30 protein-coding genes and 4 pseudogenes are annotated in these 24,776 nt (G+C 23.5%); 19 read left to right on the forward strand and 15 right to left on the reverse strand.

Annotation, left to right across the window (positions count from 1 at the left end; translation table 4 throughout):
* Window positions 1–191 precede the first annotated feature (191 nt).
* From AAHM85_RS02560 to AAHM85_RS02570, 3 genes are read right to left on the reverse strand one after another with little or no spacing between them, the layout of a single operon-like run.
* Window positions 192–383, reverse strand: coding sequence for a transposase (locus AAHM85_RS02560; protein ID WP_342260876.1), 192 nt, complete (start codon window positions 381–383; stop codon window positions 192–194).
* The gene (locus tag AAHM85_RS02565) at window positions 344–613 is read right to left on the reverse strand and encodes a hypothetical protein (protein WP_342260877.1); all 270 of its coding nucleotides are present in this window, start codon (window positions 611–613) and stop codon (window positions 344–346) included. Before AAHM85_RS02565 ends, AAHM85_RS02560 begins: the two co-directional genes overlap by 40 nt.
* Before the next feature lie 3 nt (window positions 614–616).
* Window positions 617–1,897 carry an IS3 family transposase gene (locus tag AAHM85_RS02570; protein WP_342260878.1) on the reverse strand — a complete coding sequence of 427 codons (1,281 nt, stop codon included), beginning with the start codon at window positions 1,895–1,897 and terminating at the stop codon, window positions 617–619.
* A gap of 75 nt (window positions 1,898–1,972) precedes the next feature.
* Between AAHM85_RS02570 and AAHM85_RS02575 the strand changes: the two genes are divergently transcribed.
* Window positions 1,973–2,104, forward strand: a complete 132-nt coding sequence (locus AAHM85_RS02575; RefSeq protein ID WP_342260879.1) for a hypothetical protein — start codon at window positions 1,973–1,975, stop codon at window positions 2,102–2,104.
* 123 nt (window positions 2,105–2,227) lie between these two features.
* Entirely contained in the window at window positions 2,228–4,153 is a 1,926-nt protein-coding gene (locus AAHM85_RS02580; RefSeq protein ID WP_342260880.1) for a hypothetical protein, read from the forward strand.
* 62 nt (window positions 4,154–4,215) lie between these two features.
* Here the strand turns inward: AAHM85_RS02580 and AAHM85_RS02585 are convergent, their stop codons facing one another.
* On the reverse strand, window positions 4,216–5,496 hold the full coding sequence (locus tag AAHM85_RS02585; RefSeq protein WP_342260881.1) for an IS3 family transposase: 1,281 nt from the start codon (window positions 5,494–5,496) through the stop codon (window positions 4,216–4,218).
* A gap of 88 nt (window positions 5,497–5,584) precedes the next feature.
* Between AAHM85_RS02585 and AAHM85_RS02590 the strand changes: the two are divergent.
* The 3 genes and pseudogenes from AAHM85_RS02590 to AAHM85_RS02600 form a co-directional block, all read left to right on the forward strand.
* A pseudogene (locus AAHM85_RS02590) lies at window positions 5,585–6,249 on the forward strand (IS5 family transposase); the annotation flags it as partial.
* 160 nt (window positions 6,250–6,409) lie between these two features.
* Complete coding sequence (locus AAHM85_RS02595) at window positions 6,410–6,637, forward strand: hypothetical protein (protein WP_342260882.1); 228 nt, start codon at window positions 6,410–6,412, stop codon at window positions 6,635–6,637.
* Between the two features lie 163 nt (window positions 6,638–6,800).
* Complete coding sequence (locus tag AAHM85_RS02600) at window positions 6,801–7,088, forward strand: hypothetical protein (RefSeq protein WP_342260883.1); 288 nt, start codon at window positions 6,801–6,803, stop codon at window positions 7,086–7,088.
* Here the strand turns inward: AAHM85_RS02600 and AAHM85_RS02605 are convergent.
* Window positions 7,078–7,572, reverse strand: a complete 495-nt coding sequence (locus AAHM85_RS02605; RefSeq protein WP_342260487.1) for a transposase family protein — start codon at window positions 7,570–7,572, stop codon at window positions 7,078–7,080. The two genes, AAHM85_RS02600 and AAHM85_RS02605, sit on opposite strands and share 11 nt — an antisense overlap.
* A gap of 4 nt (window positions 7,573–7,576) precedes the next feature.
* Entirely contained in the window at window positions 7,577–7,924 is a 348-nt protein-coding gene (locus tag AAHM85_RS02610) for a transposase family protein (RefSeq protein ID WP_342260488.1), read from the reverse strand.
* Between the two features lie 79 nt (window positions 7,925–8,003).
* Here AAHM85_RS02610 and AAHM85_RS02615 point away from each other — a divergent pair, with 79 nt between their 5' ends.
* Genes AAHM85_RS02615 through AAHM85_RS02625 form a run of 3 tightly spaced genes read left to right on the forward strand, consistent with a single transcriptional unit; the run spans window position 8,004 to window position 9,164 of the window.
* Window positions 8,004–8,456: an RsmE family RNA methyltransferase gene (locus tag AAHM85_RS02615; protein WP_342261692.1), complete on the forward strand. Its 453-nt coding sequence runs from the start codon at window positions 8,004–8,006 to the stop codon at window positions 8,454–8,456.
* An 11-nt stretch (window positions 8,457–8,467) separates the two neighbouring features.
* Entirely contained in the window at window positions 8,468–8,893 is a 426-nt protein-coding gene (locus AAHM85_RS02620) for a Gfo/Idh/MocA family oxidoreductase (RefSeq protein ID WP_342260884.1), read from the forward strand.
* 28 nt (window positions 8,894–8,921) lie between these two features.
* Window positions 8,922–9,164 carry a Gfo/Idh/MocA family protein gene (locus AAHM85_RS02625; RefSeq protein WP_342260885.1) on the forward strand — a complete coding sequence of 81 codons (243 nt, stop codon included), beginning with the start codon at window positions 8,922–8,924 and terminating at the stop codon, window positions 9,162–9,164.
* 7 nt (window positions 9,165–9,171) lie between these two features.
* Here AAHM85_RS02625 and AAHM85_RS02630 read toward each other — a convergent pair.
* The 4 genes and pseudogenes from AAHM85_RS02630 to AAHM85_RS02645 form a co-directional block, all read right to left on the reverse strand.
* Window positions 9,172–9,636 (reverse strand): annotated as a pseudogene (locus tag AAHM85_RS02630) (IS5 family transposase); the annotation flags it as partial.
* A gap of 143 nt (window positions 9,637–9,779) precedes the next feature.
* Window positions 9,780–10,658: an IS1595 family transposase gene (locus AAHM85_RS02635; RefSeq protein WP_342260886.1), complete on the reverse strand. Its 879-nt coding sequence runs from the start codon at window positions 10,656–10,658 to the stop codon at window positions 9,780–9,782.
* A gap of 99 nt (window positions 10,659–10,757) precedes the next feature.
* Window positions 10,758–10,961, reverse strand: a pseudogene (locus AAHM85_RS02640) (transposase); the annotation flags it as partial.
* 37 nt (window positions 10,962–10,998) lie between these two features.
* Window positions 10,999–11,268, reverse strand: coding sequence for a hypothetical protein (locus tag AAHM85_RS02645; RefSeq protein ID WP_342260887.1), 270 nt, complete (start codon window positions 11,266–11,268; stop codon window positions 10,999–11,001).
* A 438-nt stretch (window positions 11,269–11,706) separates the two neighbouring features.
* On the opposite strand from AAHM85_RS02645, the gene rpmG reads away from it, so the two are divergent.
* The 9 genes from rpmG to AAHM85_RS02690 all read left to right on the forward strand — a co-directional run bounded on the left by rpmG (window position 11,707) and on the right by AAHM85_RS02690 (window position 18,133).
* Window positions 11,707–11,856, forward strand: a complete 150-nt coding sequence (gene rpmG, locus AAHM85_RS02650) for a 50S ribosomal protein L33 (RefSeq protein WP_342260888.1) — start codon at window positions 11,707–11,709, stop codon at window positions 11,854–11,856.
* 82 nt (window positions 11,857–11,938) lie between these two features.
* Window positions 11,939–13,015, forward strand: a complete 1,077-nt coding sequence (locus tag AAHM85_RS02655; RefSeq protein ID WP_342260889.1) for an aminopeptidase P family protein — start codon at window positions 11,939–11,941, stop codon at window positions 13,013–13,015.
* Between the two features lie 2 nt (window positions 13,016–13,017).
* The gene (gene efp / locus AAHM85_RS02660; RefSeq protein ID WP_342260890.1) at window positions 13,018–13,581 is read left to right on the forward strand and encodes an elongation factor P; all 564 of its coding nucleotides are present in this window, start codon (window positions 13,018–13,020) and stop codon (window positions 13,579–13,581) included.
* 14 nt (window positions 13,582–13,595) lie between these two features.
* Window positions 13,596–13,964, forward strand: coding sequence for a hypothetical protein (locus tag AAHM85_RS02665; RefSeq protein ID WP_342260891.1), 369 nt, complete (start codon window positions 13,596–13,598; stop codon window positions 13,962–13,964).
* The gene (gene nusB / locus AAHM85_RS02670) at window positions 13,930–14,334 is read left to right on the forward strand and encodes a transcription antitermination factor NusB (protein WP_342260892.1); all 405 of its coding nucleotides are present in this window, start codon (window positions 13,930–13,932) and stop codon (window positions 14,332–14,334) included. Before AAHM85_RS02665 ends, nusB begins: the two co-directional genes overlap by 35 nt.
* A gap of 187 nt (window positions 14,335–14,521) precedes the next feature.
* On the forward strand, window positions 14,522–15,157 hold the full coding sequence (locus AAHM85_RS02675) for a zonular occludens toxin domain-containing protein (protein ID WP_342260893.1): 636 nt from the start codon (window positions 14,522–14,524) through the stop codon (window positions 15,155–15,157).
* A 206-nt stretch (window positions 15,158–15,363) separates the two neighbouring features.
* Window positions 15,364–16,644 (forward strand): IS3 family transposase, encoded by a 1,281-nt coding sequence (locus tag AAHM85_RS02680; protein ID WP_342260894.1) that lies wholly within the window; start codon window positions 15,364–15,366, stop codon window positions 16,642–16,644.
* A gap of 81 nt (window positions 16,645–16,725) precedes the next feature.
* Window positions 16,726–17,469 carry a hypothetical protein gene (locus tag AAHM85_RS02685; protein ID WP_342260895.1) on the forward strand — a complete coding sequence of 248 codons (744 nt, stop codon included), beginning with the start codon at window positions 16,726–16,728 and terminating at the stop codon, window positions 17,467–17,469.
* A 16-nt stretch (window positions 17,470–17,485) separates the two neighbouring features.
* Window positions 17,486–18,133 (forward strand): alpha/beta hydrolase-fold protein, encoded by a 648-nt coding sequence (locus AAHM85_RS02690; protein ID WP_342260896.1) that lies wholly within the window; start codon window positions 17,486–17,488, stop codon window positions 18,131–18,133.
* 138 nt (window positions 18,134–18,271) lie between these two features.
* Here AAHM85_RS02690 and AAHM85_RS02695 read toward each other — a convergent pair whose 3' ends face one another.
* From AAHM85_RS02695 to AAHM85_RS02705, 3 genes are all read right to left on the reverse strand, one after another.
* The gene (locus AAHM85_RS02695; protein WP_286641432.1) at window positions 18,272–18,550 is read right to left on the reverse strand and encodes a SemiSWEET family sugar transporter; all 279 of its coding nucleotides are present in this window, start codon (window positions 18,548–18,550) and stop codon (window positions 18,272–18,274) included.
* Window positions 18,551–18,919: 369 nt separating this feature from the next.
* Window positions 18,920–19,426: an IS1595 family transposase gene (locus AAHM85_RS02700; RefSeq protein WP_342260897.1), complete on the reverse strand. Its 507-nt coding sequence runs from the start codon at window positions 19,424–19,426 to the stop codon at window positions 18,920–18,922.
* Entirely contained in the window at window positions 19,416–19,574 is a 159-nt protein-coding gene (locus AAHM85_RS02705) for a hypothetical protein (RefSeq protein WP_342260898.1), read from the reverse strand. Before AAHM85_RS02705 ends, AAHM85_RS02700 begins: the two co-directional genes overlap by 11 nt.
* A 103-nt stretch (window positions 19,575–19,677) precedes the next feature.
* Between AAHM85_RS02705 and AAHM85_RS02710 the strand changes: the two genes are divergently transcribed.
* The gene (locus AAHM85_RS02710; RefSeq protein WP_342260899.1) at window positions 19,678–20,175 is read left to right on the forward strand and encodes a hypothetical protein; all 498 of its coding nucleotides are present in this window, start codon (window positions 19,678–19,680) and stop codon (window positions 20,173–20,175) included.
* A 339-nt stretch (window positions 20,176–20,514) separates the two neighbouring features.
* Window positions 20,515–21,304 (forward strand): annotated as a pseudogene (locus AAHM85_RS02715) (IS5 family transposase).
* 507 nt (window positions 21,305–21,811) lie between these two features.
* Here the strand turns inward: AAHM85_RS02715 and uvrC are convergent.
* Together uvrC and AAHM85_RS02725 are read right to left on the reverse strand one after the other, a co-directional pair.
* Window positions 21,812–23,581, reverse strand: coding sequence for an excinuclease ABC subunit UvrC (uvrC, locus tag AAHM85_RS02720; protein WP_342260900.1), 1,770 nt, complete (start codon window positions 23,579–23,581; stop codon window positions 21,812–21,814).
* Window positions 23,582–23,685: 104 nt separating this feature from the next.
* Window positions 23,686–24,750 carry a hypothetical protein gene (locus AAHM85_RS02725; protein WP_342260901.1) on the reverse strand — a complete coding sequence of 355 codons (1,065 nt, stop codon included), beginning with the start codon at window positions 24,748–24,750 and terminating at the stop codon, window positions 23,686–23,688.
* Between the last annotated feature and the right edge of the window lie 26 nt (window positions 24,751–24,776).

The following is a 24,776-nucleotide window of genomic DNA, read 5'->3' on the forward strand; positions in this document are numbered from 1 at the left end:
CATTTTTAAATTAAACACAGCATTACGATTTCAAAACTAGGTATCTTGTTGAATTTATATGCAGCTTCTTTGGCATATAAATAAACATGATGTTTTGCAACTTTGATATGTGTTTTAAATGTTCTTCTTATATGTTTTCAAACTGATTCAATTTGATTGGTATTTACACCAGTTTTTGAAACATAACCATCTTAATGATTAACTGTTTTATGTTTTGGGAAAACCAATTTGAAATCGCAATATCCTTTTCAATCATCAGTATATACATGACATTTTGAAGAAATGTGGCTTCTTGCAAAATTCAAAAGACTTTTACTCTTTGCATTTTTCAATACTTTCACAATTAAATTATTAGTTGTTTTTTCATAAATGCCAACAATCAATGTTTTATTTTCAAGGATCTTCCTTGTTTTTTAAAAGCCATATGTGAAAGATACATTTCATCAATTTGCACTGTGCCTTCAACAATAAATTGAGGTTCTTGTTTTGCAATACGTGTTCTAATTTTATGACCCATTCTCCATGCTGTTTTTAAGGTCACTCCCAATTCTTTTGAAACATCAGTTGACGGAATTCCATGTTTGGTGTTTATTCATCTAAAGATAAGGGGCATTGGTTAGATAAGTTTACTTTCTTGTCTTCAAATCTGTACAAATTGATTTGGAGGCATTTTCAATCTAATAACTATTCTATCATTGTTTCAATATCTAACAAATTTTTCTAATATTTTATTAAAACTTTCCATACTTTCAAAAGTGCTACCAAACATCATTTTAAAATCTCTTTTAATTCAACGATTTAAACATTCACTAACTTGATTACCTTTAAAACCTGATAGACTTTTTGAGTGAATTAGATTAGTACTTGTATTAAAAACTTTACTAACAATTTCGCTTGTATTAGCAAAACCTAAATCTGATTGAATAGTCGTAAAATTACATTGTTTAGCACTCGCTAATTCTATTTGATTAACCACATTTAACACAGTTTTGGCATTTTCACTTTTGTTTATTTTTCAGCCAACAATTGAATTACTGTACATATCAGTAGCAAAAACAACTAATAATTTTGTTTTTTTATCACCAATAATTATATTTTTAAATCATGTGCCATCCATACCAACTTTTTCAAGAAAGTTATTACTTGAAAAATTACGTTTTAATAAATCTTTATTATTTTTTAAATCACTATTTTCTACTACTCTATTTGTTGATTTAGGTTCTAATAATAATTTAATATTATTATCTTTTAATATTTGTTTTATGCTTGTTTTACTGCATTTAAGACCTTTATTTTTTATTTTTAACTCTAATCTTACTTTTTCAAAACTAGTGATATTAATGTACTTTTTTTCATTTTTAATGAGAACTATTTTGTTTATTGCTTGTATCAAATTATCATTAATTTTTGATTGATATTGCTTTTTACCTTTTTTTACTCATAAATAGTATGCTGTTTTGCTAATAGCTATGTAAACAATAATTTTATTTAATTGATGACCTTTTTGCTTATATTTTTCTACTATTAAAAAACACTTATATTTTAATAATTTACTATTTTTTCCCCTTGTTAATTTCTTTTCACAGGCTAATTGCTCCTTTAAAAGTTCTTTTTCAACCTCATCTTTTAAAGCTTGTTTTCTAAGTTTATCAATTTCTTTGTTTAATAGTTTAATTTCAATATCTTTCTTATCGATCCTGTGAGAAGTTTGGGATTTAGAAATTTTGGTGAATACATTTTCACCTTTAATTTGATATTGGTTAACCCAATTATAAATTAATACTGGAGTTGATAATTTATATTTGACTTGAATTTCATGTATTTTTAGTTTTTTATCAACTAAATACTCATTAACAACGGCTAATTTTGTTTCTTTTGAATAAACTTTATAATTCATAATTTCTCCTTCTGTATTAATTATTTTTAATTATATTACAGATTGAAAATATTAATTGGTAAACTTAAGTGACTGATGCCATTTGAATGTTATAAAAAACAATTTTTTGTAAAGAAAAAATTAGAAAATAATAATAAAATTAATAAAGATGTACAAAGTATTTCGGTTTCAACTCCTTCATTAAAAATACGTACATTAAAAATGTAAAATATATACACCCTATTTTTTAATAAAATCATTTAAAAAAAAGAATTTTATTTTTTTTAAATTATGATATAATCACTTTAAAATAATTATTAATTTTTTATAATATTTGAATGAGGTATATATATGAAAAAGCCATTATTATTTATGGGTGCATTATTATTATCAAGTGCAGTTACTGTTAGTACAACAGCGTGTAATAATCCAACTATATTCAAAAAAGATTTAAAAAAAGATTTAATACAAACAGATTTAAAAATTGTACCAGAGGAACATCGAGGAACAATACCTACAGATTATGATTTAAAATCACAACTATTTATTTTAAATCATGAACTTCATACTGATAATATTATAATTATTAATAAAACCACTAATTTAGCTTTTGTTGTTGGTGATGGTATTTTTTATAATCAAGATAAAATTAAAATTACTTATCAAATCCAAACTATTGATATTAGAACAATAATTGTTGATGGAGCATCCATTGGTAATTTTGCTACGAATGGTCAAAAACCTACTGTGGAAGCTGTTTGCAGTCGTATTCAAGAAAAATATTCTAATTTAGAAATGGATCGCCTTAAAATTGATGTTATTTCTAATAAAGAAGCAACTATTACAGGTGATGATGTTATTCCTCTTTATACTGGTAAGGTAACAGTTACATTTAGTACTAATGATAGTGTTGATTTAAGTACTATTATTAATAAAAAAGATTTAATGGTTAAGACCAACGGTCATGATATACCATCAAATAATGATGTAATGAGAGCATTACGTGATACTTACCAAGAAAAGTTAGATACTTCTTTTATTGCAATAGAAATTACTGCTGCTAATAGTGCCACTATTACTAGTACAAATCAAAAAAAATATACTGGTAAAGTAATACTAAATTTAAATCTTGATATTAGAATTGCTCTTAAAGACGTTATTAATAAGGGATTAGATAAAATTGCTATTAGAGGAAAAGTAATAACTTTAGAAGATGTTAATAGTGCATTGAAAAAACAATATTCAAGGTTAAATATGAATGCTATTCAAATAACATTGCAAAATAATAGTGTTACTATTAAATCTATTAATCAATATGTATACACTGGTGCTGATGTAGTAATTAATAATTTACTTATTGATTTAAATAGTGTTTTAAATAATAAATTACCAACTTTTAATATCCCTGGACAAAATACACCAAGTAAAGGGCAATTAGTTTCAGCACTTAAAACCGCTAACTATAATCTTGATGTAAGCAAAATTATAGTTGATAAAATTACTGATAATAGCGCAGTTATTAAAGGTGATGGTAAATTTTATAGCAATGATAATATTGTTGTTACTTATGATTGTGATAAAACAGAACTTTTAAGTGATGCTTTTAAAAATTTAAATTTAGGAACAATTAAAACTAATGGATTATCAAAACCAAATATTGAAGAAATTAAAACTGCGATTAGTAAAAGCAATCCAAATGTAAAGTTAGATGCAATTAAATTTAGTGAAGATGATATTACTAATCAACAAGTAACTATTAGTGGTGATGAAACTATTTATAAAGGGAAGGTAGTTGCTGATTTTACTATTGATAGTAGTACTATTAATAATAATCAACTAAATTATAATTATAGTGAAACTAATAGTGTTGGTTCATTAAAAACTACTTGAACTAGCAGTGATATTCCTTTATTATCTAATTGAACAAATTATGCACCAGATTGAGATAGTTTTTCTAATAAGTTTAGTAAATTAAGTTTTGGTGATAATTCGTATTTTAGTCTTTATTGTAATACTTATACTGATCAAAAATTAACAGGTTCGCAATTAAGTATTAGTACTAATGATATTAGTAATGATAGAAACAAAAATATATTTGAGCTTAGTTACTATCATGATGGTGGATTTTGAGGAGCCTTTCTTGAATTACATGGTTATATTCATATTTGACATGATGAAGAAAATGTTTATGTAAGCATTAATTGAAGCACTGATACAGTTAAATGTTTCCGTGATCGAGTATGGAATATTAACTTGCAAGGTGTGACCTTTAGTTAGAATTTAACAGATTATATTTATTTAGATTTACTGTTAATCATATAAGTTGAAATAGGCATTGGTTAGATAAGTTTACTTTCTTGTCTTCAAATCTGTACAAATTGATTTGGAGGCATTTTCAATCTAATAACTATTCTATCATTGTTTCAATATCTAACAAATTTTTCTAATATTTTATTAAAACTTTCCATACTTTCAAAAGTGCTACCAAACATCATTTTAAAATCTCTTTTAATTCAACGATTTAAACATTCACTAACTTGATTACCTTTAAAACCTGATAGACTTTTTGAATGAATTAGATTAGTACTTGTATTAAAAACTTTACTAACAATTTCGCTTGTATTAGCAAAACCTAAATCTGATTGAATAGTCGTAAAATTATATTGTTTAGCACTCGCTAATTCTATTTGATTAACCACATTTAACACAGTTTTGGCATTTTCACTTTTGTTTATTTTTCAGCCAACAATTGAATTACTGTACATATCAGTAGCAAAAACAACTAATAATTTTGTTTTTTTATCACCAATAATTATATTTTTAAATCATGTGCCATCCATACCAACTTTTTCAAGAAAGTTATTACTTGAAAAATTACGTTTTAATAAATCTTTATTATTTTTTAAATCACTATTTTCTACTACTCTATTTGTTGATTTAGGTTCTAATAATAATTTAATATTATTATCTTTTAATATTTGTTTTATGCTTGTTTTACTGCATTTAAGACCTTTATTTTTTATTTTTAACTCTAATCTTACTTTTTCAAAACTAGTGATATTAATGTACTTTTTTTCATTTTTAATGAGAACTATTTTGTTTATTGCTTGTATCAAATTATCATTAATTTTTGATTGATATTGCTTTTTACCTTTTTTTACTCATAAATAGTATGCTGTTTTGCTAATAGCTATGTAAACAATAATTTTATTTAATTGATGACCTTTTTGCTTATATTTTTCTACTATTAAAAAACACTTATATTTTAATAATTTACTATTTTTTCCCCTTGTTAATTTCTTTTCACAGGCTAATTGCTCCTTTAAAAGTTCTTTTTCAACCTCATCTTTTAAAGCTTGTTTTCTAAGTTTATCAATTTCTTTGTTTAATAGTTTAATTTCAATATCTTTCTTATCGATCCTGTGAGAAGTTTGGGATTTAGAAATTTTGGTGAATACATTTTCACCTTTAATTTGATATTGGTTAACCCAATTATAAATTAATACTGGAGTTGATAATTTATATTTGACTTGAATTTCATGTATTTTTAGTTTTTTATAAACTAAATACTCATTAACAACGGCTAATTTTGTTTCTTTTGAATAAACTTTATAATTCATAATTTCTCCTTCTGTATTAATTATTTTTAATTATATTACAGATTGAAAATATTAATTGGTAAACTTAAGTGACTGATGCCTATTTGCAGTTTTATATGTATTAAAAAGTGGTCGTCAATGAAGAATGTTACCTAAAAATTTTCCAAAATGACAAACTGTATATTATTATTTTCAAATTTGAAGTAAAAATAATGGTAAAGAACCTAGCATATGACAATTAATTAAAAAAAATTAGTTAGAAAAGTTCCTATCAATAATCATCGAAAAGAAAAAATCAGTTTTTGTATAATTGATTCACAAAGTGTTAAAAATACAGATACTACTAAAAACAAAGGTTATGATGCTGGTAAAAAGATTTCAGGAATAAAACATCATATTGCTGTTGATTCTCAAGGTTTACCACATGCAATTTACGTAACTACAGCAGAAAAAACAGATCGTAATAGTGCTATAATAATGATTCAAAATGAAAAAGAAAATCTTTCTACAGTTCAAAAAATAATAGTAGATGCTGGTTATACTGGTGAAAAATTTGCTTCTGCAATCAAAACAATTATAAATGTGAATGTTGAAGTTGTAAAACGTAATGAATTACATTCTTTTGTAGTATTACCAAAAAGATGAGTTGTAGAGCAAAGTTTTGCTTGATTAGAAAAATGTAGAAGATTATGAAAAAATTGTGAAAGAAAATTAAATACTAGTTTACAAATGGTTGTTCTTTCCTTTATTTCAATTTTATTAAAAAGATTCTAAACAGATTCTTATAGTTAATTCTTCTGATATGCAACCCCCAATTAGTCCAGTAACAAAACAACGAAGTTATTCAATATAAAATATTGTTTTAAAAATAATTTTACTGAGTATTTAAAGGGTATAAAAAATATTCAAAAAATAATATAAGGAAGTAAAAAATATGCCATGAGAACCATATGAAAAATGAAATACAAAAGATAAAGAGTCACTTGCAAAAAAAGTAGATGAAGTAAATAATAGTTTTGGAAAAGAAAAAGAAAGAGAAAGACGAGGAAAAGTTGCTGATACATTTGAAAGTAATAAAAATAAGAACATAATAAATGATAAACCTTTAGTAAACATAGATAATAATGCTACTACTAAAGTTGCAAAATGTATTATTTTATAAATAATTAAAAACTACTTAATTAATTAAGTAGTTTTTAATTTAGTTTCATGATAAAAGAAAAAAAGAAATTTTATTTTAATTTATATTTTATAAATTAAAGATGATAGTTAAAACTTGTTAATTTGAGTTTTACCTTATGTTATAATCAAATTAGAGGTGGACTATGGAATGCTACTTTACTAACCATAAAACTAATAATATTTTAATATTAGATGAAGAAGATAATAAACATCTAATTAAAGTATTACGTCATAAAATTAATGATGTAATAGTTATTATTCATCAAGAACAAAAATATTTAACAAAAATTATTGAAATTACATCAGTTGTTAAATGCGAAATTATAAAAACAGTGCCAAATAGTAATTCAGAATTAAGATGTAAAATCACATTAGTAATGGCGTTATTAAAAGAACAAAAATTTGATTTAGTCATTAGACTTACTGCATAACGTTTTTAAGTTTTAATGATAAATTATAAAATCCTGCAATTAAATTAAATCTTAAAAATATTCGTTTTCTGGCTTTTCTAAATTTATAACCAATAATCTTAAAACATTTTAAAAATGCAAAAACATGTTCAATTTTTCTACGAGTTTTATTAATAATCTTATTAAAGATTTTGGTTTTATTTGTTTTAGGATTATTTTTGCTAATTTTAATGGGTAAAAATGTATTAGCATGAATTTTTTGTAAACCTTGATAACCTTTATCTGCAAGAATTATAGTTTCTGGTAAAAACTTTAACTTTGAATTCTTAAAAGTTTTAAAATCATGATTTTTACCAATATCAGAAAAAATATTTAAAATTTCATTAGTATTTGCATTAATTACGGTTTGAAACTTAACAGTATGCATTCATTTTTTACCAGAAAATCAATCTTTTTGGTTATATTTTGGTCGTTCTGTTTCTACCTCTGTTACATCAATTATCAAAATTTTATTTTTTAATTCTTCTTTTTAAAAAAATATTTTTATTTGTTAAATTATTAAACTTATTATTCTTTATTAAAATATCTTCAATTGAACGAATATTTCGTAAAGCAGTAGTATCAACCATACCATACTCAGCACCAATACTATGATATGTACGATTTTCATATAAATATCTTAAACTCATTACTAGTCGATCTTCTATTGACATTTTATATGGCCTTCCACCAATAGTAGTTTTGAGTTTTTGATGTTCTAATAAAATATTTAAAATTTCGTTAAAAACGAGTTTATTAATACCCACTATTTTACGAAAATATTGATCAGATTTATCTTTTAATTCAAAATATGTCATAAAGTTTATCCTTAACTATTCAAATTTTATTTTAATAATAACAAAAAAATAAAAAGTTAACTAGTTATGCAGTAAGTCTATTCAAAAAGCAGTAGAATTGAGAGTTTATCAAATTGTGCCATTGCAGTTAAAACGATGTGTTAGTGTTTTAACAAGAACAAAAGCAGAGCAGAAAGTTTTACGTTGACAAAATATTGCAAAAGCTGCTGCCAAACAATCAAATCGCAATTTAATTCCGATTGTTACACCCGTTGTTTTTGAATTAAAACAATTAGAACGATATCGGTCTCATCTTAATTTGGTTGCATATGAAAATTCATCAGAAACTAGTTGAATTAGTCAAATAAATAATAAATTATCATCAATAACAATTATAGTTGGACCCGAAGGAGGAATCATTAAAGAAGAAATTGCAAGTTTAACACAACTTAATTTCAGTAATATTAGCTTAGGAAAATTAATTTTACGTGCTGAAACTGCGCCTTTATTTTTAATGTCAATTATTAATTATGAAACAAGTTTAAAAAGTTAAAGGAGTACAAGATGATCAGAATTGGTGTTATTGGAACTGGAAAAATTGTTCAAAGATTTATAAAGCAAGCGTTAACTAATAAAAAAGTTAAAATAACTTGTATATATTCAAGAAGTTTAGATAAAGCAGAAACATGAGCAAAAAAATATAATATTGCCAATAGTACTGATGATTTAAATAAAATGATAGAACATATTGATGCTATTTATATTGCTTCACCAAATGGTTTGCATTACAAACAAAGTAAATTATTTTTAAATAATAATATTCATGTTTTGGTAGAAAAAACTATTACTTTTACAGTTGAAGAAGTTAAAGATCTAATTTCTTTAGCAAGAAGTAAAAAATTAATTTTATTAGAAGCTTATGTTACTGTTCATTTACCTATTTTTTCTAAATTAAAAATTAGTTCATGAAATAAATCCAGAAGTAGTTAACTTTAATTTTAATCGTATTTCTTCAAGAATGTCATCAGTAGAAAAAGGAATATATGATTCTGTTTTTGATAAAGATTTGGCTAAAGGTTCAACTTATGATAGTTTAGTATATCCATTACAATTAGTATTGTATTTATTAGGTAAAGTAAAAACAGTCAAAGCAATGGCAATTAAGTTACCTAATGGTGTTAATTTAAGTAATCATGTTATTTTAAAACATGAAAATGGAACTATTACTACTATTACTTGTAGTAAAGGAGTAACCTCTTAGAACCTGTTTAGAATCTTTTTAATAAAATTGAAATAAAGGAAAGAACAACCATTTGTAAACTAGTATTTAATTTTCTTTCACAATTTTTTCATAATCTTCTACATTTTTCTAATCAAGCAAAACTTTGCTCTACAACTCATCTTTTTGGTAATACTACAAAAGAATGTAATTCATTACGTTTTACAACTTCAACATTCACATTTATAATTGTTTTGATTGCAGAAGCAAATTTTTCACCAGTATAACCAGCATCTACTATTATTTTTTGAACTGTAGAAAGATTTTCTTTTTCATTTTTAATCATTATTATAATCTGTTTTTTCTGCTGTAGTTACGTAAATTGCATGTGGTAAACCTTGAGAATCAACAGCAATATGACATTTTATTCCTGAAATCTTTTTACCAGCATCATAACCTTTATTTTTAGTAGTATCTGTTTTTTAACACTTTGTGAATCAATTATACAAAAACTGATTTTTTCTTTTCGATGATTATTGATACGAACTTTTCTAACTAATTTTTTTTAATTAATTGTCATATGCTAGGTTCTTTACCATTATTTTTACTTCAAATTTGAAAATAATAATACGGAATTTTACGCTTATTGGTTAACACTTAATTCTTAATAAATAATTTAATTATGATATTTTTAAATGTGATTTTTTCTTTACGGTTATTATATTTAAAACAAAATTCATTTAAATAAGATTGGAGTCATTTTTTTGAAACTCAATGAAATTGGCCGATAAAACCTCTTTTTAATATTGCTCAAAAACTTTCTATTGTATTTGTATGAATACCATTATAAGAAAAATATTTTTTGTGATTAACTTGTTCATGTGGTAAAATTTTATTCATTTTATAATATCCACGATATTCATCAGTAAAAAGAATAGAATTGTTAATATCAACATTTTCTTTAACTATTTTCATTAAATCTTCAGATTTAATACTTTTATTTTTTGCATGAAATAATTTAACATTACCATTTCGTTCAATAATGCCAACAACACACTCTTTACTAGTTCCTCTACCACGTAATGAGTTATTTTTATTATCAACATCATTATATTTACGCGGTTTTCCACCCACATATGTTTCATCCATCTCTAATATTTTTGCTAATAATTTAATCTCATCATTAGCCATTGCCTTTCTAATTTTATGCATCATTTTTCATACAGTTGCTAAACGTAAATTTAAGTCTCTTGAAGCTTGAGATGATGATAAACTTTTTTTAGCATTAGCCATTAATACTATTAAAATAAATCACTTTTGAAGTGGTACACGTGTATGATGAAAAATAGTTTGAGCAGTTACACTAAAAGACTTATGACATTTTTTGCATTTATAACGCCACTCTTTTAAAACAGAGTTAACTTTTTCACTAAAACAAAAAAGACATTTTGGTTTGTTATTTCATCTTATTTCTTCTAAAAATTTTATACAAGATTCTTGGTTTGGAAATTTATTTATTATGTCTAAAATATTCATTTTCAATCACCTTTAATTAGATTTTATTTTACTAATATCTAATTATAGTTTTCAGAAATAATAATGTATATAAGTTATTGCCAATAAACGTAAAATTCCGTAATAATATACAGTTTGTCATTTTGGAAAATTTTTTGGTAACATTCTTCATTGACGACCACTTTTTAATACATATAAAACTGCACAAAATACTTCATATAAATCTAAATTTCTTGGTTTTGTTTTCTTTTTGACATTTTCTAAAATTAATCTTATGTTCTCAAATTGTTCTTTAGTGACATGACTTGGATAATTTTTATGCATATATACCTCTTATTTTAAAATATATAGTAATTTTACCTTATTCTCTAAAAGATTCTAAACAGGTTCTAAAGATGAGGTAAAATCATAATCTTAAAGATGTTTGTGACCTTGAAAATATGGTACCCGTGAGAATACTAAATGTTTGATTACATTTCAAACATCTTATTCTTTTTAAATCAGAAGTATTCAAATTAAAACTAGAACACCTAATACATTTGTTTTCTTTCAAATTTGCTATATATGCAAGACATTGCTGTTCAGTTTGAAAAGCATTGTTGAACTCATTCAGTTTCATTGTTCCCTCCACAAGTACATGTGGGGAGAAGTCCGTAAAATTATTAAATAGTCAAGAAAATAGGGGTAAATCTTCAACTATTTTTTTTGTTAAAACATTAAATAATCCAAATTATGTTCTTAATATTGATGCAAATATAAAAAAGATTGAGAATTTAGAAGTTAATAATAAAAGTATTCCTGATGGAATGAATGGCGAAATTAATAGATATAATAAAACAGTTAGTATTTTTACATAGTATAAAACTGATGACTTATATTGATATCAAGTGTTTTAAATAATACTATTTAAATAATTACCTAGTTACTGATATTTTTTATATTTAATATTAGTAACATTTTTTCATATAAGAAAGTTTAAAAATAATTCCTTTATTTAATTGAACTAACTATTTAATTATGCAATAATATTGTATTGTATATAACTCAATTATTATTAAGGAGGCGCACAATGCGTGATGGATTAACTTTAAGATGTGACGTTTGCAAAGAAGAAAATTATATTGCTGATCGTAATAAAAAAACTAAGCTTGAAAAATTAGAAACAAAAAAACATTGTTCTCGTTGTAATCAACATACACTACATAAAGAAAAGAAATAAGTAAAACTTATTTCTTTTCTTTAATTTGCAGTACAATAACTTAGTTATTAACTAATGAATTATTAAAAGGATTGAATTTAAAATGAAAAATTTAAATAAAAAAGAAATTATTGAAACAATATTAACCAAAAATAAAATAGATTCTATGTTATTTTACTCTCCCGAAAATCGCTTTTGATATAGTGATTTTATTTCAACGTTAGGTTATTTATTGATTAGCAAAAATGATGAAAATTTATTATTAGATGGAAGATATATTACTGAGGGAAAAGAAAAAGCCAAAAATGTTAAATGCATTCAATTTAGTAATATTTTTTCTTCATTGAAAGATTTATTAAAATCACAAAAAATTAAAAAAATTGGTTTTGAAGCAGAATATATTACTATTGCTCAACTAGAAAGTTGAAAGCAAGAAATTAAAGATATTGAATTTGTTCCAATTTATGTTAGTTCATTAAGAATGATTAAAAATGAAATCGAAATTGCACGTATTGCAAAAGCTTGTGCTATTGGTGATTTGGCTTTTAATGAAGTTTTAAATTTTATTCGACCAGGTGTTAGTGAAAAAGATGTTGAAGATATAATATTGCGTTCATTTGTTAAAAATGGTGCAACAAAAGCATCATTTGATACTATTGTTGCTTCTGGAAAAAGAGGAGCAATGCCTCATGGTAAAGCTAGTAATAAAAAAATTGGCAATAATGAGTTAATTACTTGTGACTTTGGTTGTGTGTATGAAGGTTTTTGTTCAGATATGACTAGAACTTTTGCGATTAGTAAAGTTAATCCAAAATTAATTGAAATTCATGAAATAGTTAAGTCAGCACAAATGGCAGGAATTAAGGCTGTAAAGCCAGGTATAGCTATTGGTGAAATTGATAAGATTTGTAGAGAATATATTAAAGAAAATGGTTATGAACAATATTTTACTCATGGTACTGGTCATGGGCTTGGCATTGAAATTCATGAAGCACCTTGAGTTATTAAAAACGAATCTACTATTTTAGTTCCGGGAATGGTTATTACTGTTGAACCAGGTATTTATATTCCTAATTTAGGTGGTGTTAGAATTGAAGATGATATTTTAGTTACCAAAGATGGTTATCAAATTTTAACAAAATCATCTCGTGAAATTGATATTTGAAAGGAGAAAAAATAAAAATGATTAACGTTAATGATTTTAAACCAGGAATTACTTTCTTACATAATAAAACTGATATTTTAATAGTTATTGAATCAGCACATTCTAAAAGTGGACGTGGTCAAGCGCATGTGAAAGTAAAAGCAAAAAATTTAAGAACACAAGCTATTATTAGTATTACTTTTACTGGTGGTGATACAGTTTATCCAGCTATTATTGATAAAAGACCAGCAATTTATAGTTATGATGATGGTATGTATTCAGTTTTTATGGATAATGAAGATTATAATGAAATTAGAATTGATCAATCACGCTTATCATGAGAAAAAAAATTTTTAGTTCCTGGTAATGAAGTATCCTTAAGGGTTTATAAAAACTTAGAAATATTAGGTATTGATTTACCTCCTTCAGTAGTATTAGTGGTGGCTGATGCTCCACCAGGATTAAAAGGAAATAGTGTTTCTAATACGACAAAAACAGCTATTTTAGAAACTGGTTTACAATTACAAGTACCAATGTTTATTAATAATGGTGATAAAATTGTAGTAAGTACAGATGAAGGGAAATACAAAACTCGAGCTTAAGAAAGGTGAATGTTATGGAAATACTTATTGAAGAAAGTAAAGTTGGAACATTAAAATTATCTTCGTTAGTTATTAAAAAATTTATTTATATGTTATTAATTAATGATAACTATCAATTAACATTAGAAGATGTTGAAGTTCTAATGTTAGAAACAAATGATATTACTGCTATTAATAATAATATTATCGTGCGAATAAAATTAATTGTTAATCCAAATGAAGATTTAGTAAATTTAAAAAATAAAATTAATAATTTAATTTTAAAACGTACTGAATCGGCTTTAAATTTATTTTTATTAAATATTCATATAATATTTATTGCTCAAACTAAGGAAGTAGAAATCAATAATGCAAGAACAAAAGAAAATAACCCAGCATCATAAAAGAATTGGCATGATGGAAGTATTATATCAATATTTCCTTGAAGGTCAATCACAACAAGCATTTAAACAATTTCTTTTTGAAGAAGAAGGTAAGACTTTAATTACTGAACAATGCGAGATATTAAATAAAATAATTGATTATGAGTATCATTTAATAGATTTAATTAACAAAAATTTAAAACAAGGATGAGATTTTGAAAATTTAAAACCAATTGAGCAAGCAATTTTAATTTTAGCAGTGTATGAAATTGCCCATACTAAAATAGATAAAAAAATTATTATTAATGAAGCTATTATTATAACTAAAGCTTATTGTCCAAATGATGCTTATAAATACATTAATGGTGTTTTAGATAAAATAAATAAGTAGTTATAACTGGTATATGATTGAATTTAGTTAATAACTATATCTCTAATATAAATATATTATGTTATTTTAAAGATGTTTTTTATTTTATAATCCAATATTTTATTCAATACAACTATTTTTTAAAATTAATAGTTAAGAATAAAAAAATAAAGTATAATATATTAAATTAAAAAATGGTTATTCTTATTTGGTTAATTATAATGATGTTTTTACTTTTAATCAGTTAGCAAGTAATTATGCTTTTGAGGAACAAGATTTAATAATTTTAGATGAATTAGCATTAAAGATAAATTCTAATGATTTAGGAGTACAGTTTAAAAATCAACAAGAAATTTTAGGACAATTTTGTAAGTTAATAGGTCACATGTTTAATGGGACTATGTATTTGATTGAACAACACCCTAATAGAATACCAGTACAAGCAAGAGAAAAAGTAGAATATGTTGTTCAAGTTAAACGTATGCGTTTTTTGGGTTTTATTGTTATATTTAATCTTAATTTATATACTAATCTTGAGGATTATAATAAAGTAGTGTTTTCACGGCGCAGAACAAAGAAAATGATTAAGAAAGGTATTATGCCTCCAAGTTATAGTGGTGAAGCAATGGCTATGACTTTATTTTTTCCTAGACATTGGTTAAAAAGGTATAATTCACGTGCTTTACATTATGTGCATGAACTTAAAAGTGAATTATCACCTAAGAAATACCTTAAAGAAGCAAGTAGTATTGATATGACTTATAGTGATATTAAATCTGCTGGTTTGGATAAATTAGATAATATTTTAAAGAAAAAAGATAAACCTAAAAATAAAGATAAATAAAAATGATCGGAATTTTACGTTTATTGGCAATAACTTATATACATTATTATTTCTGAAAACTATAATTAGATATTAGTAAAATAAAATCTAATTAAAGGTGATTGAAAATGAATATTTTAGACATAAGGCATCAGTCACTTAAGTTTACCAATTAATATTTTCAATCTGTAATATAATTAAAAATAATTAATACAGAAGGAGAAATTATGAATTATAAAGTTTATTCAAAAGAAACAAAATTAGCCGTTGTTAATGAGTATTTAGTTGATAAAAAACTAAAAATACATGAAATTCAAGTCAAATATAAATTATCAACTCCAGTATTAATTTATAATTGGGTTAAGCAATATCAAATTAAAGGTGAAAATGCATTCACCAAAATTTTTAAATCCCAAACTTCTCACAGGATCGATAAGAAAGATATTGAAATTAAACTATTAAACAAAGAAATTGATAAACTTAGAAAACAAGCTTTAAAAGATGAGGTTGAAAAAGAACTTTTAAAGGAGCAATTAGCCTGTGAAAAGAAATTAACAAGGGGAAAAAATAGTAAATTATTAAAATATAAGTGTTTTTTAATAGTAGAAAAATATAAGCAAAAAGGTCATCAATTAAATAAAATTATTGTTTACATAGCTATTAGCAAAACAGCATACTATTTATGAGTAAAAAAAGGTAAAAAGCAATATCAATCAAAAATTAATGATAATTTGATACAAGCAATAAACAAAATAGTTCTCATTAAAAATGAAAAAAAGTACATTAATATCACTAGTTTTGAAAAAGTAAGATTAGAGTTAAAAATAAAAAATAAAGGTCTTAAATGCAGTAAAACAAGCATAAAACAAATATTAAAAGATAATAATATTAAATTATTATTAGAACCTAAATCAACAAATAGAGTAGTAGAAAATAGTGATTTAAAAAATAATAAAGATTTATTAAAACGTAATTTTTCAAGTAATAACTTTCTTGAAAAAGTTGGTATGGATGGCACATGATTTAAAAATATAATTATTGGTGATAAAAAAACAAAATTATTAGTTGTTTTTGCTACTGATATGTACAGTAATTCAATTGTTGGCTGAAAAATAAACAAAAGTGAAAATGCCAAAACTGTGTTAAATGTGGTTAATCAAATAGAATTAGCGAGTGCTAAACAATGTAATTTTACGACTATTCAATCAGATTTAGGTTCTGCTAATACAAGCGAAATTGTTAGTAAAGTTTTTAATACAAGTACTAATCTAATTCACTCAAAAAGTCTATCAGGTTTTAAAGGTAATCAAGTTAGTGAATGTTTAAATCGTTGAATTAAAAGAGATTTTAAAATGATGTTTGGTAGCACTTTTGAAAGTATGGAAAGTTTTAATAAAATATTAGAAAAATTTGTTAGATATTGAAACAATGATAGAATAGTTATTAGATTGAAAATGCCTCCAAATCAATTTGTACAGATTTGAAGACAAGAAAGTAAACTTATCTAACCAATGCCTACTTATTTATTTCAATGTTATAATTATTTTAAGATTAAATTTAAAAATATATGATTAGATTGGAAGTAAAAAATGATTCCCGAATATCGATTATTTAACCATCTTTTGCTTTTAAAAAGTAATTATTTTTTTAAGCGCGAAATTAAAAAAAAATTAGGTCATTTAAAAGCAAAAGATTATCGTAATACTTATAACTTAATATTTAATAGTAATCAAAATTTAATGTTTATGAAAATAATAAGTGTTTATTTATATTTTAATAAAATTTCTTATAAAGAATATTTAAGATTAGTTGCAAATTTTATATTAACTATTTCTGCTTTAATTCCTACTTTTAAGCGTCAAGAAAAACAGTTAGATGATTCTCAAAATGCCAAGGAACTTTTATTATTACTTGGATGTAAAGAACAAATAAAAGTTTGATTTGATGATACTTCAAAAGTAATATTACCTGATTTTTTGATAAATAATTCTAATTTGAAAAAAGAAAGTTTGCTAATAATTAAAAGATTGGTAAATATTAGTGGTAATATCTTTATTAATTTAACTAAGAATGAAACAAACATAAAAAATAATTATGAGTTTGGAAGTTTATTAATGTTATTTTACTTGTTGGATTTAGAAACTAGAAAAACATTGCTGACAAAAGATAGTACTGATTTAAATTTAAAAGCTATTTTTTCATATGAAACTTTATTTACTAATAAGTTGATAATTTTAGATGAATTAGTTAAATGTGCTATGTGCTTAGAACAAACTAATTTTAATTTTTATATTAGAATAATGAATTATTCATTGTTAGGAAATTATGAATAAATTAAGGAGAAAAAATATGAATAATTATGATGTAAAAGTTGATAATATTAAAAGTAATTTTTTAAATATTAATAAAGATATTATTATTGCTTTACCTTCTATTTATGATCAAAATATTGCTTATGAAGTTTATTTAGTTTTTGATGGTAAAAATATGTTACTTAATAGTAATAGTAATATTTTAATTGAAAATAATAGTAATTGTATTTTTATTGGTATTAGTAGTACTAATAATATGACTCGTTTTAATGATTTAGCAACTTATACTAATGATGATGTAAAAATATTAATGACAAAATATTTTCCTGAATTAAAAAAAAGTAATATTAATTTTCTTGGTGGTAATGGTAAAAATTACTTAGAATTTATTACTAATGAAGTTATACCATTTGTTATTAATAAATTTAATTTAAAAATTAAAAACTTAAATGCTATTGGTTGTTCTTTGGGAGCATATTTTTGTTTACAAATGTTATATTTATCAAAATTACAATTTACAAAATTATTATTATTTTCGCCAGCAATTTGATTTAATTCACAAATTATTGAAGATTTAAAAACTAAAGTTTTGAATAATAATCAACCTTTAACAGTTGAACTATGGGTAGGAAAAAAAAGAACCAAAGTTTTTTGAAGGCAAATTAGTAACAAATTATGAAAGTAATACTATTGAATTAAAAAAATATTAACTAATAGAAAAATTACTACTAATCTAGAAATTGATGAAAATGGTAGTCATGGTTTTAAATGATGAATTAAATATATTAATGAAAATCCTTTAATTTTTACTAACTAATTGAAACTATGGTTTTTCTTTTTTTCTAAAAATATTATTAATTTTTAGAATTAAAATAATACTTGCAAAAAATAATACAATAGTATTAGTTGTAATAATAGCGGGTTGATTAGACAATATTGCAAAAATAATTCATGTTATTGCTGATAGTACAAAAATAATATACATATATAGTGATAGTGATTTTGTATCTCTGGTACGAATTATTTTAAAGCTTTGAGGAATTAAAACAATACTAGTTAAAATTGCTCCAATCCAAGATAAAATATTAATTGTAAGTTCCATATCTTTCTCTCCTAAATTCTTACTATATTTTAGTATTCTAAATGTTATTATAAGATATTAATGGTTAAGTTGATAGTAAAAATAATAATTTTAAGTATAATTATTTTACGCTTTTCTCCCTTTATGTACTATTTTTTAATTTTATCACATAAATGCTGAGAAAAGCGTATCTACGGACTTCACTCCACATTTTTAAATTAAACACAGCATTACAATTTCAAAACTAAGTATCTTGTTGAATTTATATGCAGCTTCTTTGGCATATAAATAAACATGATGTTTTGCAACTTTGATATGTGTTTTAAATGTTCTTCTTATATGTTTTCAAACTGATTCAATTTGATTGGTATTTACAGCAGTTTTTGAAAGTTAACCATCAAGATGGTTAACTGTTTTATGTTTTTGGAAAACCAATTTGAAATCGCAATATCCTTTTCAATCATCAGTATATACATGACATTTTGAAGAAATGTGGCTTCTTGAAAAATTCAAAAGACTTTTACTCTTTGCATTTTTCAATACTTTCACAATTAAATTATTAGTTGTTTTTTCATAAATGCCAACAATCAATGTTTTATTTTTCAAGGATCTTCCTTGTTTTTTAAAAGCCATATGTGAAAAATACATTTCATCAATTTGCACTGTGCCTTCAATAATAAATTGAGGTTCTTGTTTTGCAATACGTATTCTAATTTTATGACCCATTCTCCATACTGTTTTTAAGGTCACTCCCAATTCTTTTGAAACATCAGTTGACGGAATTCCATGTTTGGTGTTTATTCATCTAAAGATGAGGTAAAATCATGATCTTAAAGATGTTTGTGACCTTGAAAATATGGTACCCGTGAGAATACTAAATGTTTGATTACATTTCAAATATCTTATTCTTTTTAAAAAAAGTATTCAAATTAAAACTAGAACACCTAATACATTTGTTTTCTTTCAAATTTGCTATATATGCAAGACATTGCTGTTCAGTTTGAAAAGCATTGTTGAACTCATTCAGTTTCATTGTTCCCTCCACAAGTACATGTGGGGAGAAGTCCGTTTCTAATAAGTTATTTAATTTAAATAAAGATGGAATTCCTGTTAAAGCAGCAGTTATTAATTTAATAGTAACATCTATTATGTTAATTTTATGATTAGTTATTCCTGATTTAATTAAAGGAATTTGGTTAGTTTCACATCCTGATCAACAATATTCATCAGCTTTTAATGTTGCTAATTTATCATCAGCTTTTTCTGTGATTACAATGTTTATTTATATCATGGTTTTAATTACAATATTAAAATTAGCATTAGATAAAAAATTAAAACTGAATTGATATGAAAAAATTACTTTTCCATTTATTTTAATAACTTTAGGTTTAATGTTCGTTTGACATTATTATTCTATTATTTATGATGCAGTTACAGCCACTGATTCAAGTGCAATGGTTGCTATGATTATTGAGTTAGTATTTATTTTAAGTAATGTGATTTTTGCAATAACTTGATACTTTGGTTATTACTCTAAAAAATATAAGCTTCGTTTAAAAACAAATACTAATTTACAAGTAGAATTAAATAGTGAATTTACTTTTAATTTAGAACATCAAGCAAAATTAGCAAAATGTAATAGTTAACAAAAAATAAGTTACTTTACAAAGTAACTTATTTTTTTATTAAATTAGCTTTTTTTATATTTGTTGTTTATTTCTTCTCTTAAATTATTAATTATTTTGTGTTCTTGTTCTAAATTTATTGTTCTTTTATTTCTTTCTTCAAGTGTTTTATTAAATTCATGTTGATGTTTATTTATTCATTAACTTTTTGCATTTTTTCTCCTTATTAAAATGAAAAGGTATTTATTTAAAATAATTAAACTTATATTAAGTTTATAAATAATTATACTATAAGAACCTGTTTAAAATCTTTTAGAGAATAAGGTAAAATTACTATATATTTTAAAATAAGAGGTATATATGCATAAAAATTATCCAAGTCATGTCACTAAAGAACAATTTGAGAACATAAGATTAATTTTAGAAAATGTCAAAAAGAAAACAAAACCAAGAAATTTAGATTTATATAAAGTATTTTGTGCAGTTTTATATGTATTAAAAAGTGGTTGTCAATAAAGAATGTTACCAAAAAATTTTCCAAAATGACAAACTGTATATTATTATTTTCAAATTTGAAGTAAAAATAATGGTAAAGAACCTAGCATATGACAATTAATTTTAAAAAAAATTAATTAGAAAAGTTCGTATCAATAATCATCGAAAAGAAAAAACCAGTTTTTGTATAATTGATTCACAAAGTGTTAAAAATACAGATACTACTAAAAACAAAGGTTATGATGCTGGTAAAAAGATTTCAGGAATAAAACCTCATATTGCTATTGATTCTCAAGGTTTACCACATGCAATTTACGTAACTACAGCAGAAAAAACAGATCGTAATAGTGCCATAATAATGATTCAAAATGAAAAAGAAAATCTTTCTACAGTTCAAAAAATAATAGTAGATGCTGGTTATACTGGTGAAAAATTTGCTTCTGCAATCAAAACAATTATAAATGCGAATGTTGAAGTTGTAAAACGTAATGAATTACATTCTTTTGTAGTATTACCAAAAAGATGAGTTGTAGAGCAAAGTTTTGCTTGATTAGAAAAATGTAGAAGATTATGAAAAAATTGTGAAAGAAAATTAAATACTAGTTTACAAATGGTTGTTCTTTCCTTTATTTCAATTTTATTAAAAAGATTCTAAACAGGTTCTTACATATAGCAATATTAAATGATTGACAAAAATTAGTAACTTATTTAATAAATGAATGACCAGTTGATATTGATTATAAAGATAATTCGGGAAATTCAGCATGAAATCATGCTTGTATGTTATTACAATCGAAAAATACTTTGACTATTAAAAAAGAACATCAATTAACTGATAAAAATAAAGTATTTATAAAACAATTAATTCCTTCATCTCCAAACTGAAATCCAATTGAAAAAAAGAAATTGATAAAAATGCCAGTGAAAATAGAAAAAAATTATTGACTATTATATGCCAAAAGATAAAAATAGTATTGAGAGCTGAGAACATATTAGTAGTATCGATTTACAAATGCAAAATTCTTTCACAAACGAAAGCAATACGTTAAAATTTTTAATATCTTAAAACATTAAGATAGTTTTTATCTAACTTTTGATATTTTTACATTAATAACTTAGATAAATATCTTATTTACGTTATTATTTATTTCTTAATAATATATTATTCAAAATTATGTAATTCTTTTCATAGTTTTTCTAAAATTACTTTTGATTTAACTAATGATAAAAGTTCTGTTTTTGTGGCATTTTGCAATAATTGTCAAGTTGGAAATTGCTGTAATATTTTATTTTGTAATTGTAAACCAATTCCTGGCACTGATGATAAAACACTACTCATCATTGATTGACTTCGTTTTGCTTTATGATATTTAATTGCATAATTATGAACTTGATCTTGTAATTTACTCAAAAATAAAAAACAAGCATCAGTTTTAGGAATGTTAATAATTTGCATTTTATCATTTATAATTTTATCAGTTTGATGTTTTTTATTTTTAACTAATCCAATAATAGGAATTCTTAAGTTTAATAATGTTAGTTGTTCTAATGTAGCACTAATTTGTGGTTTTCCACCATCAACAATAATTAAATCAGGAAGTGGCAATTTATTAATAACTAAGTGATGATATCTACGATAAATCATTTCACAAAAACGATGATAATCATCAACAATCTTTGGATCTAATAAAAATTTGCGATAATCATTAAAACTAGAATTACCATTCTTATAAACAATCATACCTCCAACACTAGCACTTTGTTGAAGATTAGAAACATCAAAAACCTCTAAATGATTTAAATTAGGAATTTTTAATCATTGTGATAATACTTTCATCATATTTAACGGAGCATTAAACTGATTAGTTTGTAAATAATTATTTCATGCATAAATGGCATTGGTTTTTGCCAATGTTAAAATATGTTCTTTTGTTCCTTTAATTGGATTAATAAATTTTATTTGTGGAAATAATAATTTTAATTGTTTTAAATCAATATTTGTTGGTAAATATATTTCATTTGGCAATGTATTTTTACTATATAGTTGTTGACAATAATTACGAATTAAATCTTGAATTTCTAAGTAATTATTTTGAACTATTTGTTCATCTTTAGCTTGCAATTTACCATTACGATAAAATAAAGTAATTAAAACAACCATTTCATCTTCAATTAAAAAATTAATAAAATCGCGATTTCCATAATCTTGAAACTCAACAACTTGTTGTGATAAAAATAAATCTATTTTTGATAACAGAATTTTAATACGATTAGCATTTTCAAATTGTAAGTTTTCAACACTAATATTCATATTATTAATTAATATTTTTTTAACAGCAGTAACGTTCCCTTTGAAAAATTGATCAATTTTACTAATCATATCTTCATAATAACTAATAGGCACCGATTTAAAACAAGCACCAGAACATTGCTGTAAATGATAATATAAACAAGGTTTACCAAGATTACCAGCACATTTGCGCAATGGAAAAATTCGTTCCAATAACTTTAAAATTTCACGCGCACCAGTACCATCGGGAAATGGTCCATAATAATGCCCCTCTTTTTTAGTAGCACTACGTACATAATGATATTGTGGATCACGATTATTAGTGATTTGAATATAAGGATATTTTTTATCATCTGCTAACAAAATATTATACTTAGGATGATGTTTCTTAATCAATGTTTGTTCTAAAATTAAAGCCTCTTTTTCATTAGATGTCGTAATGTATTCAACATCATGAATATCATTAACTAATAACATTGTTTTAAAATTACTGGCTTTATTTAAATATGAAGTTACTCGTTTTTTTAATGAATTAGCTTTACCAACATAAATTAAATTATTACGTATATCTTTAAATAAATAACATCCAGCAATATTAGGTAAAAGTTTAATTTTCATTTGTAGTAAAGATTTTTCTGCCATTAATTCACCTAAATTTATTAACAAATTAAAAAATACTTTGATTTTAACATTAATATAATGTTTTATCCTAAAGTAAACTCTTAATTTTATTCATTATTAATTACTTATGATTCGTTATTAATAATAGTTTCGTTATCATTAATAATTTCACGATTTAAAATACTATCTTCTAAACTTTTTTTAACTACCAGAGTACCTTTGCTATTGCTCATTACATCTTTTTGTTTTTCAGGGTCAATTTTACCAAAAGGAGTTAAATAACTATTTTCATTAAAATAAACAATAGGTGAAGAAGGTTTATTGATAATGTCACTACTATCATTTTGTTTTATTTCTGCTTTTTTTACTGGTGATATAGGTGATTCCTTCTTTGATTCCTTATTAAAACTATTTTCTTTTCTAAAAGATTTTTTAACTTGTTTATCAATTAATAATTTTTCTTTTTTTAACTTAATATGTTTTTGTTTTAAATCAGCATTTATTTTATTTTTTTGTTTTTTATTATTAATAATAATTTGTTTAATAATTTGTTTCATTTTGCTAAAGAAAATAAAAGGTTTATTAAAAATAAATAAACAAATTAAAGAAAAAAAACTAATAAAGTTTACAATTAAATTAGTAACAAAAAAACCATAATTAAAAATACCTATTAAAACATTACTAATAATACCACCAGTAGCATATGCTGGAAAAAAGATTTCAGCACTAAAATCTTTAAAAGAAATTGGTGAAGCAAAAAAACCTAGATAATTATTTATAGCATTTGTATTTCATCATGTTTTAACATATATTTCACTAATATTTAATAGGTTTAAATTATAATAACTAGTTCATAAATTATTTTTTCCTAAAATTATTAAACTCAAAGTTTGTGTTGTCCAACAACTAATAATTAAAAATAAAAATGAAAAAAAAATATACTTCAATTTAAATTGCATGCGATAACCAAAAGCTAAAGGAATAATCATTAAAAAAAGAAAGAAATAAACAGCATATTTCATTCATCCAAATAAAAAAGAAAAAAGAAAATCATCAAGTACTTTACCAATTATTGAAAATCTAATTAAACTAACTATTAAGAAAAAGAAGATTACTAATAAGAAAAAAAGTAACCCAACTTCATCACCACGAGATTGAGATTTTGATATTTTAATGCCATTTTTAATCATAAGAACATCACCTCTTAACATTCTCC

The sequence above is a fragment of the Spiroplasma endosymbiont of Notiophilus biguttatus genome (assembly GCF_964030985.1).
Lineage (GTDB): Bacteria > Bacillota_I > Bacilli_A > Mycoplasmatales > VBWQ01 > Spiroplasma_E > Spiroplasma_E ixodetis_A.